Source organism: Streptomyces sp. NBC_00091 (assembly GCF_026343185.1).
GTDB lineage: Bacteria > Actinomycetota > Actinomycetes > Streptomycetales > Streptomycetaceae > Streptomyces.
Genome location: NZ_JAPEMA010000002.1, coordinates 643858 through 657917 on the forward strand (window position 1 = coordinate 643858; position 14060 = coordinate 657917).

15 protein-coding genes are annotated in these 14060 nt (G+C 70.9%); 6 read left to right on the top strand and 9 right to left on the bottom strand.

Going from position 1 to position 14060, the window contains the following annotated elements; all coding sequences use genetic code 11:
- The first annotated feature begins 153 nt into the window (after nucleotides 1–153).
- Nucleotides 154–966, top strand: coding sequence for a Scr1 family TA system antitoxin-like transcriptional regulator (locus OOK34_RS30660; protein WP_267037420.1), 813 nt, complete (start codon nucleotides 154–156; stop codon nucleotides 964–966).
- Nucleotides 947–1144 (top strand): DUF397 domain-containing protein, encoded by a 198-nt coding sequence (locus tag OOK34_RS30665; protein WP_267037421.1) that lies wholly within the window; start codon nucleotides 947–949, stop codon nucleotides 1142–1144. Before OOK34_RS30660 ends, OOK34_RS30665 begins: the two co-directional genes overlap by 20 nt.
- A 152-nt stretch (nucleotides 1145–1296) precedes the next feature.
- Here the strand turns inward: OOK34_RS30665 and OOK34_RS30670 are convergent, their stop codons facing one another.
- Both OOK34_RS30670 and OOK34_RS30675 read right to left on the bottom strand, forming a co-directional pair.
- The gene (locus OOK34_RS30670; protein WP_267037422.1) at nucleotides 1297–1722 is read right to left on the bottom strand and encodes a phage terminase small subunit P27 family; all 426 of its coding nucleotides are present in this window, start codon (nucleotides 1720–1722) and stop codon (nucleotides 1297–1299) included.
- Between the two features lie 174 nt (nucleotides 1723–1896).
- On the bottom strand, nucleotides 1897–3111 hold the full coding sequence (locus tag OOK34_RS30675; protein WP_267037423.1) for a transposase: 1215 nt from the start codon (nucleotides 3109–3111) through the stop codon (nucleotides 1897–1899).
- 51 nt (nucleotides 3112–3162) lie between these two features.
- On the opposite strand from OOK34_RS30675, the gene tnpA reads away from it, so the two are divergent.
- Together tnpA and OOK34_RS30685 are read left to right on the top strand one after the other, a co-directional pair.
- Nucleotides 3163–3591 carry an IS200/IS605 family transposase gene (gene tnpA / locus OOK34_RS30680; RefSeq protein ID WP_267037424.1) on the top strand — a complete coding sequence of 143 codons (429 nt, stop codon included), beginning with the start codon at nucleotides 3163–3165 and terminating at the stop codon, nucleotides 3589–3591.
- A 310-nt stretch (nucleotides 3592–3901) separates the two neighbouring features.
- Complete coding sequence (locus OOK34_RS30685) at nucleotides 3902–4423, top strand: hypothetical protein (protein WP_267037425.1); 522 nt, start codon at nucleotides 3902–3904, stop codon at nucleotides 4421–4423.
- Between the two features lie 96 nt (nucleotides 4424–4519).
- Here OOK34_RS30685 and OOK34_RS30690 read toward each other — a convergent pair whose 3' ends face one another.
- The 6 genes from OOK34_RS30690 to OOK34_RS30715 all read right to left on the bottom strand — a co-directional run bounded on the left by OOK34_RS30690 (nucleotide 4520) and on the right by OOK34_RS30715 (nucleotide 8983).
- Entirely contained in the window at nucleotides 4520–5452 is a 933-nt protein-coding gene (locus tag OOK34_RS30690; RefSeq protein WP_267037426.1) for an AAA family ATPase, read from the bottom strand.
- Nucleotides 5453–5454: 2 nt separating this feature from the next.
- On the bottom strand, nucleotides 5455–6663 hold the full coding sequence (locus OOK34_RS30695; RefSeq protein ID WP_267037427.1) for an RNA ligase: 1209 nt from the start codon (nucleotides 6661–6663) through the stop codon (nucleotides 5455–5457).
- A 71-nt stretch (nucleotides 6664–6734) separates the two neighbouring features.
- Nucleotides 6735–6857, bottom strand: coding sequence for a hypothetical protein (locus tag OOK34_RS30700; RefSeq protein ID WP_267037428.1), 123 nt, complete (start codon nucleotides 6855–6857; stop codon nucleotides 6735–6737).
- Between the two features lie 61 nt (nucleotides 6858–6918).
- Nucleotides 6919–7353 carry a VOC family protein gene (locus tag OOK34_RS30705; RefSeq protein ID WP_267037429.1) on the bottom strand — a complete coding sequence of 145 codons (435 nt, stop codon included), beginning with the start codon at nucleotides 7351–7353 and terminating at the stop codon, nucleotides 6919–6921.
- A 57-nt stretch (nucleotides 7354–7410) separates the two neighbouring features.
- Entirely contained in the window at nucleotides 7411–8352 is a 942-nt protein-coding gene (locus OOK34_RS30710) for a hypothetical protein (protein WP_267037430.1), read from the bottom strand.
- A gap of 4 nt (nucleotides 8353–8356) precedes the next feature.
- Entirely contained in the window at nucleotides 8357–8983 is a 627-nt protein-coding gene (locus OOK34_RS30715) for an alpha-ketoglutarate-dependent dioxygenase AlkB (RefSeq protein ID WP_267037431.1), read from the bottom strand.
- A gap of 121 nt (nucleotides 8984–9104) precedes the next feature.
- On the opposite strand from OOK34_RS30715, the gene OOK34_RS30720 reads away from it, so the two are divergent.
- Nucleotides 9105–10739 (top strand): AMP-binding protein, encoded by a 1635-nt coding sequence (locus OOK34_RS30720; RefSeq protein ID WP_323183512.1) that lies wholly within the window; start codon nucleotides 9105–9107, stop codon nucleotides 10737–10739.
- 66 nt (nucleotides 10740–10805) lie between these two features.
- Complete coding sequence (locus tag OOK34_RS30725) at nucleotides 10806–12302, top strand: hypothetical protein (RefSeq protein ID WP_267037433.1); 1497 nt, start codon at nucleotides 10806–10808, stop codon at nucleotides 12300–12302.
- Between the two features lie 84 nt (nucleotides 12303–12386).
- On the opposite strand, the gene OOK34_RS30730 is transcribed toward OOK34_RS30725, so the two are convergent.
- Nucleotides 12387–13943 carry a carboxylesterase/lipase family protein gene (locus OOK34_RS30730; RefSeq protein ID WP_267037434.1) on the bottom strand — a complete coding sequence of 519 codons (1557 nt, stop codon included), beginning with the start codon at nucleotides 13941–13943 and terminating at the stop codon, nucleotides 12387–12389.
- Nucleotides 13944–14060: the final 117 nt, after the last annotated feature.

Genomic DNA, 14060 nt, shown 5'->3' on the forward strand with positions numbered 1-14060 from the left:
ACCCACTCCCGCACCATTTCGCACCCTTCGCCGTGGGGGTTACTCGTCTTGGGTACGAGCTTGGTCATCACTGGCTAGCCTGAACAGAGTTTCTTCTTGACGCTTCCAACTGCGCAGAAAATAGGGGATCCGATGCCGCGAGGACGCCCACGAATGGATTTGGACAGGTCTACACCTGCCGGACTCTTGGGCGCCAAAGTTCGCGCCTTCCGCGACGCCAAGGGTTGGTCAGTGGCTGAGCTGGCGACTCGCGTGTTCGTCTCAGAGACACTGATCAACAAGGTGGAGCGGGGCAAGGCAAGCCCGTCGGAGGCGCTCGCGAGGAACCTCGATCGGGCCCTTGGCGCAGGGGACCAGCTCACGGAGCTTTGGCCTCTGCTGAGCGTCCAGACGTTCGAGTCCTACGCTGAGGAATTTTTGAACCATCAGAAGCGTGCAGTAAAGATTCAGGAGTACTCGCAGGTGGTACCGGGTCTCACGCAGACCCGAGACTACGCGCTGGCCCTCGCCGAGTCTGGTGAGATCGTCACGGGCAATGATCCCCAGGCTGTGGCTGATTTGCGTATGGAGCGTCAAGCAATACTCGACGCTGCCGGCACTCCCTGGCTCCTAGTGGTTCTTGACGAAGCGGCGCTGCGCCGCTTCGTCGGCAGCAGAGCCGTGATGGTTGGGCAACTGGAGCACCTGATGAAGCTATGCGAGCGCTCCAGAGTGGAAGTTCGGGTGCTGGCGTTCGGAGACACGGTGCCCGCCGTGCTGCCGGGTTCCCTGTCTGTCCTCACGATGCGCAGCGGTGTCCAGTACGCATACACAGAGGGCATCACCACAGGGCGCATGTTCCAAGGTGAAGACGCTACGGCCTACTCTGTTCTCTACGATCGCGTACTTAGCTGCGCCCTCTCGGCAACGCGGTCAATTCACCTGATCCGCAAGGCAATCGAGGAGTATGGCAGTGAGCGCATCTGACCTGCACTGGTGCAAGTCCAGCTATAGCGGCGGAACCAATGACAACTGCGTCGAAGTTGCCCGCACCGCTCCTACTGTCTATGTACGGGACACGAAGGACCACAGCAAGGGTCGGCTGACCTCTTCGGCAGATGCGTGGGCCGCCTTCGTAGGCTTCGCCAAGGAACAGGGCGTCTGAGAGACTGCACTCGGCAAAGCCCCATCAGGACAGTCGCAATGTCCTGATGGGGCTTCTGTCATGCGGCAGCCGGCGCCCCGCGCGGGGCGCCGGCGGGAATGCGCCGGGCAATGAGCGGGTCAATGCCGTCCATGCACGCCCCCGCCCCGCAGCTAGAAGTCCTCAGGTCCGGCGGCCACCCGTCGGGCCTCAGCCGCGACAATGCCCAGCCGCATGCGCGCCTCAGGGTGGAAGTCAATGACGGTTTCGATGGCGCGGAGTTCACGCTCCGTCGACTCGACGTAGCGCATGGCGGGATGCACAGCGAGCTGACCGGTAGACCCCACGGTCATGAGCCCGTCGGCCTCAACGGCAGCGAGAAGGGCGGCGCGCCTGTCGTGCAGCTCCGCGTACCGCTGGATGATGAGCCGGTCCGTGTCGGGCGAGTAGGCCCCGCTACCGGCGGACCACACAGCCCGCCAGACCTCACGGCCGATCGGCTTGAGGTGAGACGGCACGCGGGGCGCCCGTCCCTCGTACACGACGGGGGCGACCGGGTCAGCGGCCACGTTGGCGTTGCCGGGCCAAGGGTCGGCCACCCAAAAACGGAGCCACACCTAGCGCGCGTTTTCCGAGCTTGGGCCGGGATCGCTGGGTAGCCGGGGACGTCGTTGGTGGTCACGACCAGGACGCCGGTCTGCTGGGCGCCGGGGCCCCCGCCGTAGTCTTCGATACCCGTGACTCCTCCCCCTCATAAATGAGGGGGCTTCTCGCTATGCCGGTTTGGCGTCGCGACGGACCAGCCCGGCCCGTAGAACGTTGAGTGCGCCCACTGTGTCGGCGTGCGCGGTGTGGCCGCAGGCGACGCAGTGGAACTTCTCCTGTGTGGGCCGGTTCTCCTTGGCTACGTGCCCGCATTCGGGGCAGGTGCGGGAGGTGTTGCGGGGGTCCACGGCGATCACTTCCCGTCCGGCGCTTTCAGCCTTGGCGTGCAGGATCGTCAGGAACACCCCCCATCCGGCATCGTTGATCGAGTGGTTGAGTCCGGCCATCGCGGCGGCCCCGTTGGGCAGGAAGCTGCCCGGCTGGCCGGGGTCCGGCTTCGGAGCCGGGGCCTTGGCCATGTTGCGGATCTTGAGGTCTTCGTGCGCGATGAAGTCGTGTTCCCGCACGAGGTCGAGAGCGGTCTTGTGCGCGTGGTCGAGTCGCTGACGGCGGACCTTGCGGTGGAGGTCGGCGACCCTGGTGACGGCCCGCTGGTGGTTGGAGGTGCGCTTGTCGCGACGCACACGCGGGAACCGGGCGAGGGCCTGCTGTGCGGCTTCGAGCTTCGCGGCGGCCTTCCGGCCGTGGCGGGGGTTGGGCACGAACCCGCCGTTGGAGTCGGCGAGGAAGTTGACGATGCCCATGTCGATGCCGACCACGCTCTCCGTCTTGGGCAGCGGCTCGGTGGCGGTCTGCTCGGCGGTGAGGATGACGTACCAGCGCTTGCCCTCGCGCTTGACGGACACGGTCTTGACCCTGCCGGCCACCGGCCGGTGCTGGTTGACCTTGACGTGCCCGACACCCTGTAAGCGGACGCGGGTCACGGGGTCGTGCGGGGTGGAATCCCAGCGGCAGCCGTCGCCGTCCCTGGGGAAGTCCACCGTGTCGAACCAGCTCACCCCGCGAAAGCGCGGGTAGCCGGGCGTCTCGCCTGCCTTGACCCGCCGGAAGAACGCGGCGAACGCCTTGTCGAGACGGCGCAACGTCGCCTGCTGGCTGGAGAACGACCACCGGCCCTGACGCTCTGGATCTAACGCCCGGATCTCCTTGAGCTGCGCGGACTGCTGCCCGTACTTGACGCTCGTCTTCGACACGTGCCGGTAAGCATCCCGGCGCTCCTGCAACGCCCCGTTGTAGAGCGAACAGTGGTCGGCGAGCATCCCCCGCAGCACGGCATCCTGGCCCACGGTGGGCCGCATGAGGAACTTGTATGCACGGATCACCCGGCCCACCCCCTTCCGGTTAACTTCGCTTGACCATAATACACTTGGCGGATGTCACCACGCTGGGAACCAGACCCGGACATTCGCCGGGGAAACCATGTCATCTACAACCTCCACGCTCACTTGGTGTTCGTCACCAAGTACCGGTGCGAGGTCTTCAACGACGACATGCTGACCCGCTGCGAGGCGGTCATGCGGGACGTGTGCGGGAAGTTCGAGGCCGAGCTGAGGGAGTTCAACGGCGAGGGCGATCACGTGCACCTACTCGTGCACTACCCCCCGAAGGTCGCCCTGTCCAAGCTGGTCAACAGCTTGAAGGGCGTCAGCTCCCGCTACCTGCGGGCCGAGTACACCGGCCGGATCAACCGCATCGGCATGGGGTCCGTCTTCTGGGCTCCCTCATACTTCGCGGGCTCATGCGGTGGCGCTCCCCTGAGCATCGTCCGGGAGTACATCGAGAACCAGAAGCGACCCACCTGACCGTCACGACGGAGACGCAGAGAACTCCGGCGCTTCGCGCCTCCGGGCCAGGGATCGCATTCCCGCCCGGCCTGAAGGCCGGGATTCCCTGCGAAGATCACGGGATGGACCCCACTGTGGTGCCGGTCCCCGCCGCCCGCATCCGCAGCCCCTCGGCACCCTTACCAATATTGGGCATATCGGGCTAATGTGCGGTGCGTCGGCCGGGACTCCCGCCGCCCTCTCGTCATAGTCGTCCGTGGCAGCCGCCAGGCTGCCGCCCCGAGCCGCGCCCTGCGGCCGGGCGGAAGCCTTCGTGGAGGAGCGGCTCATGCTGAAGCCCACCAGGACCATCCTCGCTCTTGCCGCCGGCAGCATGGTGCTCGGCCTGTTCGGTGCGGGCGTCGCCGTCGCGGACGCGGGTCCGGTGGACGACGGGCCCGGGCAGGAGGCTGTGCTCGACGACGAGGACGGCTACGACGACGAGTCCGAGTACGACGACGACGAGTCCCGGGGCGACGACGAGGACGGAGAGCCGGGCGTGTACCCCAAGCCCAAGTACGCCCTGGGCAAGGTCGTCTCGCAGGGCCCGCTGAAGATCCGCAGCAAGCCCACCACCCACTCGAAGGTCCTGGGCAAGGTGCACCCGTACCAGAAGCTCTCGCTCGTGTGCAAGAAGCACGGCGAGCGGGTCGACGGGAACGACCTCTGGTACCTGCTGGAGCACAAGGACGACGACAAGCGCGTGGACGACGACGACCGCGCGAACGGCCGGGGGTACCCGTACAAGCGGGCCTGGGTCTCCGCCCGCTACGTCAAGGACATCACCCCGGTGAAGTGGTGCCGCCACTGACCCTCATGGGCCGCCCCCCGGGCGTACGGAGACGAGGCCTCGCGCCCCCGCCCCCGTACGCCCGGTGCCGTGTCATGCCGTGCCGACCGCGCCGTGTCAGAAGGCCCCGTAGTTGACCTGCCAGGTGGGCAGGCCCATCCGGCGCCACACGGCGACCACCCGGTCCCGGTCGTCGAGCGACACCCGCACCGCGTAGCGCTCGCGCACGTGCGCGTCGAAGAGCTCGGCCTTGACCACGTCGTCGCGGCGGGTGTCGCCCGCCGCCCGCATCCACAGCTCGTCGTACGGCACCTCGTGGCGCCGCAGCCAGGACTCCGTCTGCTCGCGGTGCTCCTCGCTGCGCCCCGACAGCAGCACGATCGCGTCCCCGTCCGCGCGCCGGAAGGCGTCCAGCGCGTACCGCACGGGCTCGTTCAGCAGGTCGAGTTCGCAGCGCGAGAAGTCGTACGGGCCGCGGTCCCCGGTGAGGGCGAGCGTGCCGTCGATGTCGCACATCACGGCGGACGGCAGCGCCGGGTCGGCGACGTAGGGCCGCACGGCCGGCTGGTCGTTGAGCCACTCCGCCGTGAGCCGCCAGCCGCCCTTCTTCGCCTTGGCGTGCTTGTCGGCGAGTATCCGGATGACCTCCTCGCCCACCGGCCGCTCCCGCGCGGCGTCGCGGCGCAGGCACTCCTCGACGGGCACGTCGGTGAAGTCGTGCACGACGAAGGTGGCGAGCCCGGCGACCGCCGCCTTGAGCCGCTTGGGGATGTGCGAGGTCAGGTGGGTGTTGTCGACGACCACGTCGAAGCCGTCCTCGACGGCCGCGCGGACCGCCGCGTCCTGGACGGCGAGCACGGTCTGCTCGTGCCGGTACGACCGGCCCCGCTCGGGGTCGGGCAGGTCCAGCATGGCACGCAGGTCGTCGAGGTTGACCCGGCGCACGCGCCCGGCGGCCTCGGCCTGGAGGGCGCGCGCGGCGGTCGTCTTGCCCGAGGCCGGCAACCCCGTCATGACGTGGACCACGGGGAGTTCGGGCTCTTCGGACACGTTCAGTTCTCCTCGTCGGTGGTGTAGGGGTCGGCCGTCTCCGGCCGTACGGCCCGCCAGGTGACGAGCTCGGTCGAGCGGCCGTCCAGCCGCAGGAACACGGCCGCGCGGATCCGGCCGTCGCGGATCTCCTTCGCGGCGCGCGCGAAGGCGCCCCGGTCCCCGGCCAGGTGCGCGAGCCCCTCGAAGGCCTCGTCGATGGCCCGTTCGCGCTCGGCGGCAGCCGCCTCCAGGCGGGCGATCACCTCGCGCACCCAGGCGTCGAACTCGTCCGGGACCTGTTCCAGGAGCGCGTCGAGCGGCTTGCCGCCGGCCGCCTCGATGTCCGCGACCGTGCAGTTCAGGCCCTGGGCGAGCTGGTTGACGGGCAGTCCCCCGAAGCGCTGGATGCCGTGGCCGCGCCAGATGTCCCGCTCGTTGACCCCGGTCAGCAGCTTGTGGAGGCGTACGTACTCCGACAGCTTGGCCTTCGCGCGGACGCCGGAGGCGAAGCGCAGGACGAAGCCCTCGGCGTCGGTGCCGGTCGCGGACCCGCCCCCGGGCAGGGTGTTGGACTCGGCGAGCGCGAGGAGTTCGGCGAGCGGCATGGCGGGCCACACCTTGACGACGGAGCCGACGCCCTGCCAGTGGCCGGCGGCCTCGGCGAGCGGCACCTCGGCGCCGTCCCGGCCGAAGGCGGCGAGCAGGACGAGGTCCCGGCGCTCGCCGTAGTCGACGACGATCCGGTTCTGCGGGTACAGGATCTCCGCGAGGTAGGTCACGCCGGGCACGAGGGCCGCGGTGTCCCGGGTGTCGAGCCGGCGCTGCGCCCAGGTGGCCTGCGCGCTGATGAAGGAGCCCTTGGAGGCGACCCGCCACCGGTCCGCGTAGTGGAAGACCACGGCGAGGCTGCCGTCGACCTTGTCGTACACCTCGAACGTCTCGTCGGGCAGGGCGGGCGCGTAGGGCCGGCCGGCCGTGTGCTCGCCGACGTTGAAGAACTTCGGCAGGGGCAGCGCGACGACGGCGCCGGTGTCGTCGTCGGCGACGAGGCCGCGACAGAGCGTGGTGACCCGGTTCCAGACCTGCTCGTACTGCGCGGTGCGCGTGTACGTGTAGATGGACAGCGGCAGTTCGGGGTGCTGCTTGCGGGTCACGTGCCCGGCGTCGATGGCTTGCGCCAGCTCCTGCGCGGGCAGCAGGCCGTGCAGAGTCAGGTGGTCCTGGCTCATGGGTTCCTCCCGGTTCGAGATGGCTCATTCTCACGTGCGGGAGGAGCGGCCCGGTAATCAATTACGGCTGGTCACCGGCCGAGGCGGTTGATGTCCTGGGGGCGCAGGACCCGGGTGGTGACCTCGGATCCCGGGGTGGCGACCGTGGTCATCGCCCGGCCGATGGCCTCGGTGGTGGTGATCAGGTTCGGCACGATCCGGCGCAGGAGGGGGAAGAGCGGGGCGGTGAGCGCGTACGCCGTCCGGTAGGGCCGGCTAGTGGGAGACGCAGAGTTCGTTGCCCTGCGGGTCGGCGAGGGTGGTCCAGGTGAAGGGGCCCTGGTGGCCTTCGTGGAGGTGGGTGGCGCCCTTGGCGACGAGGCGGTCGACCAGGGCCTGCGGGTCGTCCTCGCCGGTGCGGACGTCCAGGTGGATGCGGTTCTTCACCGTCTTGGCATCCAGTACGAACTGGAACAGCACCCGGGGTGCCCGCTCGAGTCCTCCGGGGTGGCGGATCGCGGCGCCGGCCTTCCAGACGAGCGTGCCGCGGTGGGTGGTGGTGTCCTCCTCGGTGGCGTGACCGGCCTCGATCATGCCGCGGATGAACCTCTCGTCCGTGGGCTCCACTTCCCAGCCCAGGGCGTCGGCCCACCAGTCGGCGAGCGCGTGCGGATGGGGGGAGTCGACGGTCACCTGGAACGTGTAGGCCATGGCCGGGACCCTACTGAGCCGCCCCGCCCCGCCGCCAGCGACACCCCCTACCGCCGGCTAACGGCCCGGTCGGTGGGTGCGGGCGAAGGCCAGGCAGGTCAGGGCGCAGGCGGCGACCGCGATCCACAGCAGGACCTCGCCGAGGGGACGCAGCCACGGGGTGGCGGTGGCGGGGGCGGCGGTGAGGCAGGCGGTGGCGGTCATGCCGAGGGGGAAGACGGTGGACCAGCGGCGGATGTCGTAGCGGGGGCGGGGGCTGCGGAGCTCGGCGGCGAGCAGGACGGCGTACCAGGCCAGGGAGACGCCGAGGGCCGCCAGGGTGGCGGTGCGCAGGGCCGTGTGCGCCGGGCCGGTCCATACGGGTGAGGCGGTGAGTTTCGCTCCGGCGAGGGCCGTGATGGACAGGGCCCCGCCCGCGACCCAGTGGTCGCCCGCGCCGCTGACGACCTCGTGGAAGTCGAAGCGGGTCAGGGCGAGGGCGTACAGCAGCAGGCCCAGGCAGAAGCAGGCCAGCGCGGCCCGGGCGAGCCAGTCGAGGTGCCGGGCGGCGGCCAGGGCGGCCGAGAGGACGGCGAGGCCCTGGGTGGCGACGCAGACGAGGAAGGCGGCGCCGGGCATGCGACGCCGCCAGTGCCGTACGACGGAGAGGAGGAGCCCCGGCCAGAGCAGGGCGGCCAGCGCCAGCAGGGCGGCGGCCTCGTGCTGCCGGCCGAGTTGGGAGAGCCGGGCGCCGAGCACGGTGGTGGCCGCGACGGCGGTGAGGGCGGCCGGGGTGTCCGCCTCGGCCCGGAAGCGGCCCCGGTCGCCGACGAGCCGGGCGGCGAAGTCCGCGGCCAGTACGAGCCACAGCGCGCCGGCGACGGCCAGCGCGGCGAGCGAGAGGCGGGTGCGGCCGGTCAGCTCCAGGCCGACGGACAGGATGCCGGCGGCCATGACCGCTCCGCCCGCGGCGGGCGGGAGCGCGGTGCACCAGGCTCGGAGACGGCTCCCGCTGCGCATGGCCTCACATTACGCCGCGGGTGCGGAACTGGACGCTGATCCGGGGGCCGACGGCCCGCTGGGCCTTGGGGACGGCGTGGTCCATGGTGCGCTGGCAGGAGCCGCCCATCACCACGAGGTCGCCGTGGCCCAGCGGCAGCCGCAGCAGGGTGGGGCCGCCGTCGCGCGGGCGCAGGAGGAGGTCGCGGGGGTCGCCGACGGAGAGGATCGCGACCAGGGTGTCCTCGGCGGCGGAGCGGCCGGTGCGGTCGCCGTGCCAGGCGACGCTGTCTCGGCCGTCGCGGTAGAGGCAGAGCCCGGCGGTGGCGAAGGGTTCGCCGAGTTCGGCGGCGTAGTGGCGGCCGAGCGCGGCGCGGGCCTCGGTGAGCACGGGGTGCGGGAGCGTGTCGCCCTCCCGGTAGGAGGCCAGCAGCCGGGGCACCTCCACCTCGCGGTCGTACATCCGGCGCCGCTCGGCCCGCCAGGGCACCTCGGCGGCGAGGTGTTCGAACAGGGCGTCGGCGCCGGTCAGCCATCCGGGCAGGTGGTCGACCCACGCGCCGGCTCCGAGCAGGGTCCTCCGTACCGGTGAGAGCGGCTCGAGCCGGATCTCGTCGGTCTGGTCGAAGAGGGAGCCCTGGAGTGCGTGCATGGGACCAGCCTACCCCTGGATTCGAACATCCGCTCGATTCAATGGCGGGTTCCCGGGGGTAGCCCGGGGGTGGCCGGGGAGAGGATCATGGGCGCACGCCGGCCCGCCGGGCCAACGAGCCGTGGAGGTACGTGTGTCCGTCGCGCCGAGTCGTGCGTCAGGGAGCCGTGAGGTCCCGCTGCTGGACGAGACGATCGGGGACAACCTCGACCGCACCGTACGCCGCTTCCCCGGCCGGGACGCCCTCGTCGACGTGGCCGCCGGCCGCCGCTGGACGTACGCGGAACTGGCCGCCGATGTCGACACCCTCGCCCTGGGGCTGCTGGACCTCGGGATCGCCAAGGGCGACCGGGTCGGCATCTGGGCGCCCAACCGCGCCGAGTGGACCCTGGTGCAGTACGCCACCGCGAAGATCGGGGCGGTCCTGGTCACCGTCAACCCGGCGTACCGCTCGCACGAGCTGGAGTACGTGCTCAACCAGTCCGGGATCCGGCTGCTGGTCGCGGCGGAGAGCTTCAGGACCTCCGACTACGCGGCGCTGATCGAGGAGGTCCGGCCCCGCTGCCCGGGGCTGGAGTTCACCGTTCTGTTCGACGGGCCGCTGTGGGCCTCGCTGCTGGAGCGCGGCGCCCAGGGCGATCCGGCGGACCTGGCGCGGGCACGGGCGGACCTCGGTCCGGACGACCCGATCAACATCCAGTACACCTCGGGGACCACCGGTTTCCCCAAGGGGGCGACCCTCTCGCACCGCAACATCCTCAACAACGGTTTCTTCGTCGGGGAGTTGTGCGGTTACACGGAGCGGGACCGGGTGTGCGTCCCGGTGCCGTTCTACCACTGCTTCGGCATGGTCATGGGCGCCCTCGCCTGCACCAGCCACGGTGCGGCGATGGTGATCCCGGCGCCGGCCTTCGATCCGGTGGCCACCCTGGCGGCCGTCGAGGAGCAGGCGTGCACCTCCCTGTACGGGGTGCCGACCATGTTCATCGCCGAACTGGCCGCGCCCGGCTTCGACGGGTACGACCTGTCGAGCCTGCGGACCGGGATCATGGCGGGCTCGCCCTGCCCGGTGGAGGTGATGAACGAGGTGATCGAGCGGATGGGGATGACGGAGGTCTCCATCTGCTACGGCATGACGGAGACCTCGCCGGTGTCGACGCAGACCCGGGTGGACGATTCCGTCGAGCGCCGGGTCTCCACCGTGGGCCGGGCCGGCCCGCACCTGGAGGTCAAGGTGGTCGATCCGAGGACCGGCGACACCGTCCCGCGCGGCACCCCGGGCGAACTGTGCACCCGGGGCTACTCGGTGATGCTCGGCTACTGGGGCGAGCCGGAGAAGACCGCCGAGGCCGTGGACCCGGAGGGCTGGATGCACACCGGCGACCTGGCGGTCATGGACGCGGAGGGCTACCTGAGCATCACCGGCCGGATCAAGGACATGGTGATCCGGGGCGGCGAGAACCTCTACCCGCGCGAGATCGAGGAGTTCCTGCACGGCCACCCCGACGTCCTGGACGTCCAGGTCATCGGCGTCCCCGACCCGAAGTACGGGGAGGAGCTGATGGCGTGGGTGCGGATGCGCGAGGGCGCCGAGGCGCTGACGGCGCAGGCGGTTCGCGCGTACTGCGCGGGCCGCCTGGCCCACTTCAAGATCCCGCGCTACGTCCACGTCGTGGAGGAGTTCCCCATGACGGTCACCGGGAAGATCCGCAAGGTCGAGATGCGCGCGATGGCGGCCCGCCTGCTGGAGGAGTAGGCGGCGATCACCCGCCTCCGACGCCCATCGGCCGTCGCGCGCAACGGGGTTGCTAGATTCGCGATCATGGGGAGAAACGCCTGGGTGACCAGGTCTTTGGGTGGGGGAGCGCTGCTGTTCGCGGTGCTGGCCCTGTGGACGCTGTTGTTCCACGCGGGTATGTCCGTGTACCGGCCGGACGTGGCCGTACTCGGGGCGGTGGCCCTGGCGCTGGCCGCCGGGTGGGTGTGGTCGGCCGCCCGGCCGATCCCGGTCACGCCGCCGAGGACGGTCGAGCCGGCGCCGGCGCCGCCCGCGAAGCTGCCCTGGAGGCGGCCGTTCCGGGACTATCTGACCCTGCTGCTGATCGTGGTGGCGGGCCTGCCCGCCCTGGCCGTGGTCACCGAGCTGATGTCCCGCCCGGACGGCGACGACCTGAAGCGGATCGCGGCGATACAGAAGGCCGGCGCCGAAATGACCCGGGGCACCATCGTCGGGGTCCACCGGGTGACGTCGGGCAAGAGCAAGTACATGGTGGCCACCGCCGACCTCACGGTCGAGGTGCCCCTGCACGGCCCCAAGGGCGGCGGTACGGGGGGCAGTACGGGCACCACGCGGCTCAAGGTGGCGGGCGGGCACGTCGACGTCCGGTTCCCGGTGGGCAGCACGATGGAGCCGGACGAGGCACGGAGCGGCCTCCCGGGCCAGTCCGTCCCGGTGCTGTACGCCCCGACCGCGCCCGAACTCGGCGGCGTCGTGGACACCCCCAACCACATCGAGCGGTACCTGGAGGCGGACTCCCCGTTCGCGTTCTCCCTCCCGCCCGAGAGCACCCAGATCGCCCTCGGTCTCGGGGTGGTGCTGGCCGTCCTCGCGGGGATGTTCATCGTCCGGATCCCTCCGTACGACCCCGCCCTGCGGACGCTCCGCGAGGACGCGGCCGGCGGGGCGGCGCTGCCCGCCGTACGGGCGCGGATCGTCGCGGCCCGGCGGAACCAGCACACGACGTTCGGAGAGGTGGACGGCACGGTCCGGGTGCGTTCGGACCACAAGCTGCGCTTCGCGCTGGAGGACGGTTCCGAGCTGCTGATCGGCAACCCGGCCCTCGAGCCGGCCGGACTCGCCCTCCTGGCGGCGCGCATGGGAGAACGGCCGGGCTGGCTGTGCGGCGCCCGGAACTGGCGTCTGATCCGCAACGGCGAGCAGTCGGTCGCCTTCGTCACCGACGAGGGGGAGGTGGCGTGGCTGACGATGGACCGCGAGGAATTCGAGCGGGTCCTGGGGCCCGCCACCCCGGTACAGCCCGATGCGGAGCGCCTGGCACGGCTCTCCCCGTGGCCCACCATGGTGGTGCCGGGGGCCCACTGGCCCTGGCTCGGGGGCATGCTCCTGTCCTACGGACTGGTCCTCGTCGTGCTGATGGTGCCGATGTCCTGGCTCGCCGCGTGGCTGACGACCCTGGTCGCCGCGGTCGTGGCCGTGGCGGCCTGCGTGGTACTGGTGCCCCGCCGGGCCGCACTCTCCGACCGGACGGGCCGCTGGGAGGTCCGCGCGACCCGCGACCCGGAGCTGGGCCCCGCCTGACGGCGAACCCGCCCTCCGCCACGAAGCGACCGTGCTGGTCGCAGCCGTCAACGGATGGCCGCGACCAGCACGTTCACAACAGCCCTAGGCCGGGTCGACCGGGGCCAGGTGGCCCTCCCACAGCTTGCGCTCGCTCTCGCGGGGGTCCGGGACGACCACGTCGTCCTCGCCGTTGTCCCGCCGGAAGGTCATGACCGGGCGGGTCCCCGTGTCGTACGCGGACCAGCCCGGGTGGCCCGTCTGGGCGAATTCGACCCACTGCGCGTGCATCACCTGCGCGAGGTCCTGGGGCGAGGTCGGCCCGGTCATGGGGCGGGAGTCGTCGAGCTCGAGGGTGTCCCACACGAAGGGGATCTCCAGGCTGTGACAGGCCCCCAGCTTCACCTGGATGGTGTTGGGCGTCACCGGCGAGCGCCAGCCGAACTCGTAGAGGTGGGTGTCGGCGCCCGAGTCCGCCCGGGCCTCGGCGATCCGGTAGGTCGGGATGCGGAACATCCGGTCGGTGAGGACGGCCGCGGCGATGCCGGACGGCGCGTTGCGGGGGTAGGCCTCGGTGCTGTTGGCCTTGTAGTGGTCGTAGAAGTCGGCGGGGGCACCGTAGGCCTCGACCCGGTTCCTGAACTGCTCGGCGATCAGCCAGTAGACCATCGGGGTCGGCACGATGAAGAGCCGGAACTCCTCGGTGTTCGTGCCCGCGAGCAGCGGTACGTCGCTGCCCGCGCCGGCCGCGATCGCGTCGATGGGGCGCCGGGTGATCAGGTCTCCGTCGATCACGGGCATCAGCGACATGCCGCAGGAGGCGATGGTGCTCTCGCCGTACTTCACCGGGTCCGCGGTGGTGGTGATGTCGGCGCCGACCGCCTTCTGGGCCGCGATCAGTTCCTCGATCGGCAGGGCGGCGAGCGCCTGGGCCGTGGGCTCGACGCCAGCCTGGGCGGCGATGGCCTCGAGGACGAGGGTGGCGTCCCCGGCGGTCTGGGCGATGTGCCCGCTGCCGCTCTGCGCGATGGCCTTGTGGAAGAGGCCGGTCTCGAGGGAGAGCAGGGTGAGCACGCTCATCGCGCCGGCGGACTCGCCGAAGACGGTGACGTTGTCGGGGTCGCCGCCGAAGCTCGCGATGTTGTCCCGCACCCATTCGAGGGCGGCGATCTGGTCGTGCAGGCCCCGGTTGGCGGGGAGCGGCGCGTCGGGGATGTACCCGAAACCGTCCACGCCCAGGCGGTAGTTGAGGCTGACGCAGACGACCTCGTCGCGGGCGAAGGTCGCTCCGTCGTAGGCGGTGACGGCCGAGGAGCCGGTGGTGAAGGCCCCGCCGTGGATCCAGACCATGACGGGCCGCAGCTGGTGGGTCTCGGTGACCGGCCGCCAGACGTTCAGGTTGAGCCACTCGTCGCCCGGGACCGACGGGTCCGGCATCAGCTCGCCCAGCTGCCCGTCGATGGTGGGCTTGGGCGGGGTCGGGCCGAACGCGAAGGCCTCCCGGACCCCGTCCCAGGGCGCGGGCCGGGCGGGCGCGGCGAACCGGAGCTCGCCGACGGGGGCGGCGGCGTAGGGGATGCCGAGGAAGCGGGCGATCCCGTCCTCCACCTGTCCGGCGACCGTTCCGTAGCTGGTCTGCACGATCTGCGTCTGAGTGGGCACGTGACTCCTCGATCGGCTCGGGCGGCCCGGGAGACGTCCCGGCGCCACCGCGGCACTACCCTCAGCGATCGAGCGGTATCCCACCGTGACCGGAAACCACGGAAGGTTGTCCCGAAA

What these genes read in the sequence shown, in the direction of transcription:
- OOK34_RS30660 (WP_267037420.1), top strand. Translation starts at nt 154, where the DNA reads ATGGATTTGGACAGGTCTACACCTGCCGGACTCTTGGGCGCCAAAGTT.
- OOK34_RS30725 (WP_267037433.1), top strand. Translation starts at nt 10,806, where the DNA reads ATGGGGAGAAACGCCTGGGTGACCAGGTCTTTGGGTGGGGGAGCGCTG.
- OOK34_RS30710 (WP_267037430.1), bottom strand. Translation starts at nt 8,352, where the DNA reads ATGCGCAGCGGGAGCCGTCTCCGAGCCTGGTGCACCGCGCTCCCGCCC.
- OOK34_RS30715 (WP_267037431.1), bottom strand. Translation starts at nt 8,983, where the DNA reads ATGCACGCACTCCAGGGCTCCCTCTTCGACCAGACCGACGAGATCCGG.
- OOK34_RS30695 (WP_267037427.1), bottom strand. Translation starts at nt 6,663, where the DNA reads ATGAGCCAGGACCACCTGACTCTGCACGGCCTGCTGCCCGCGCAGGAG.
- OOK34_RS30685 (WP_267037425.1), top strand. Translation starts at nt 3,902, where the DNA reads ATGCTGAAGCCCACCAGGACCATCCTCGCTCTTGCCGCCGGCAGCATG.
- OOK34_RS30705 (WP_267037429.1), bottom strand. Translation starts at nt 7,353, where the DNA reads ATGGCCTACACGTTCCAGGTGACCGTCGACTCCCCCCATCCGCACGCG.
- OOK34_RS30665 (WP_267037421.1), top strand. Translation starts at nt 947, where the DNA reads ATGGCAGTGAGCGCATCTGACCTGCACTGGTGCAAGTCCAGCTATAGC.
- tnpA (WP_267037424.1), top strand. Translation starts at nt 3,163, where the DNA reads ATGTCACCACGCTGGGAACCAGACCCGGACATTCGCCGGGGAAACCAT.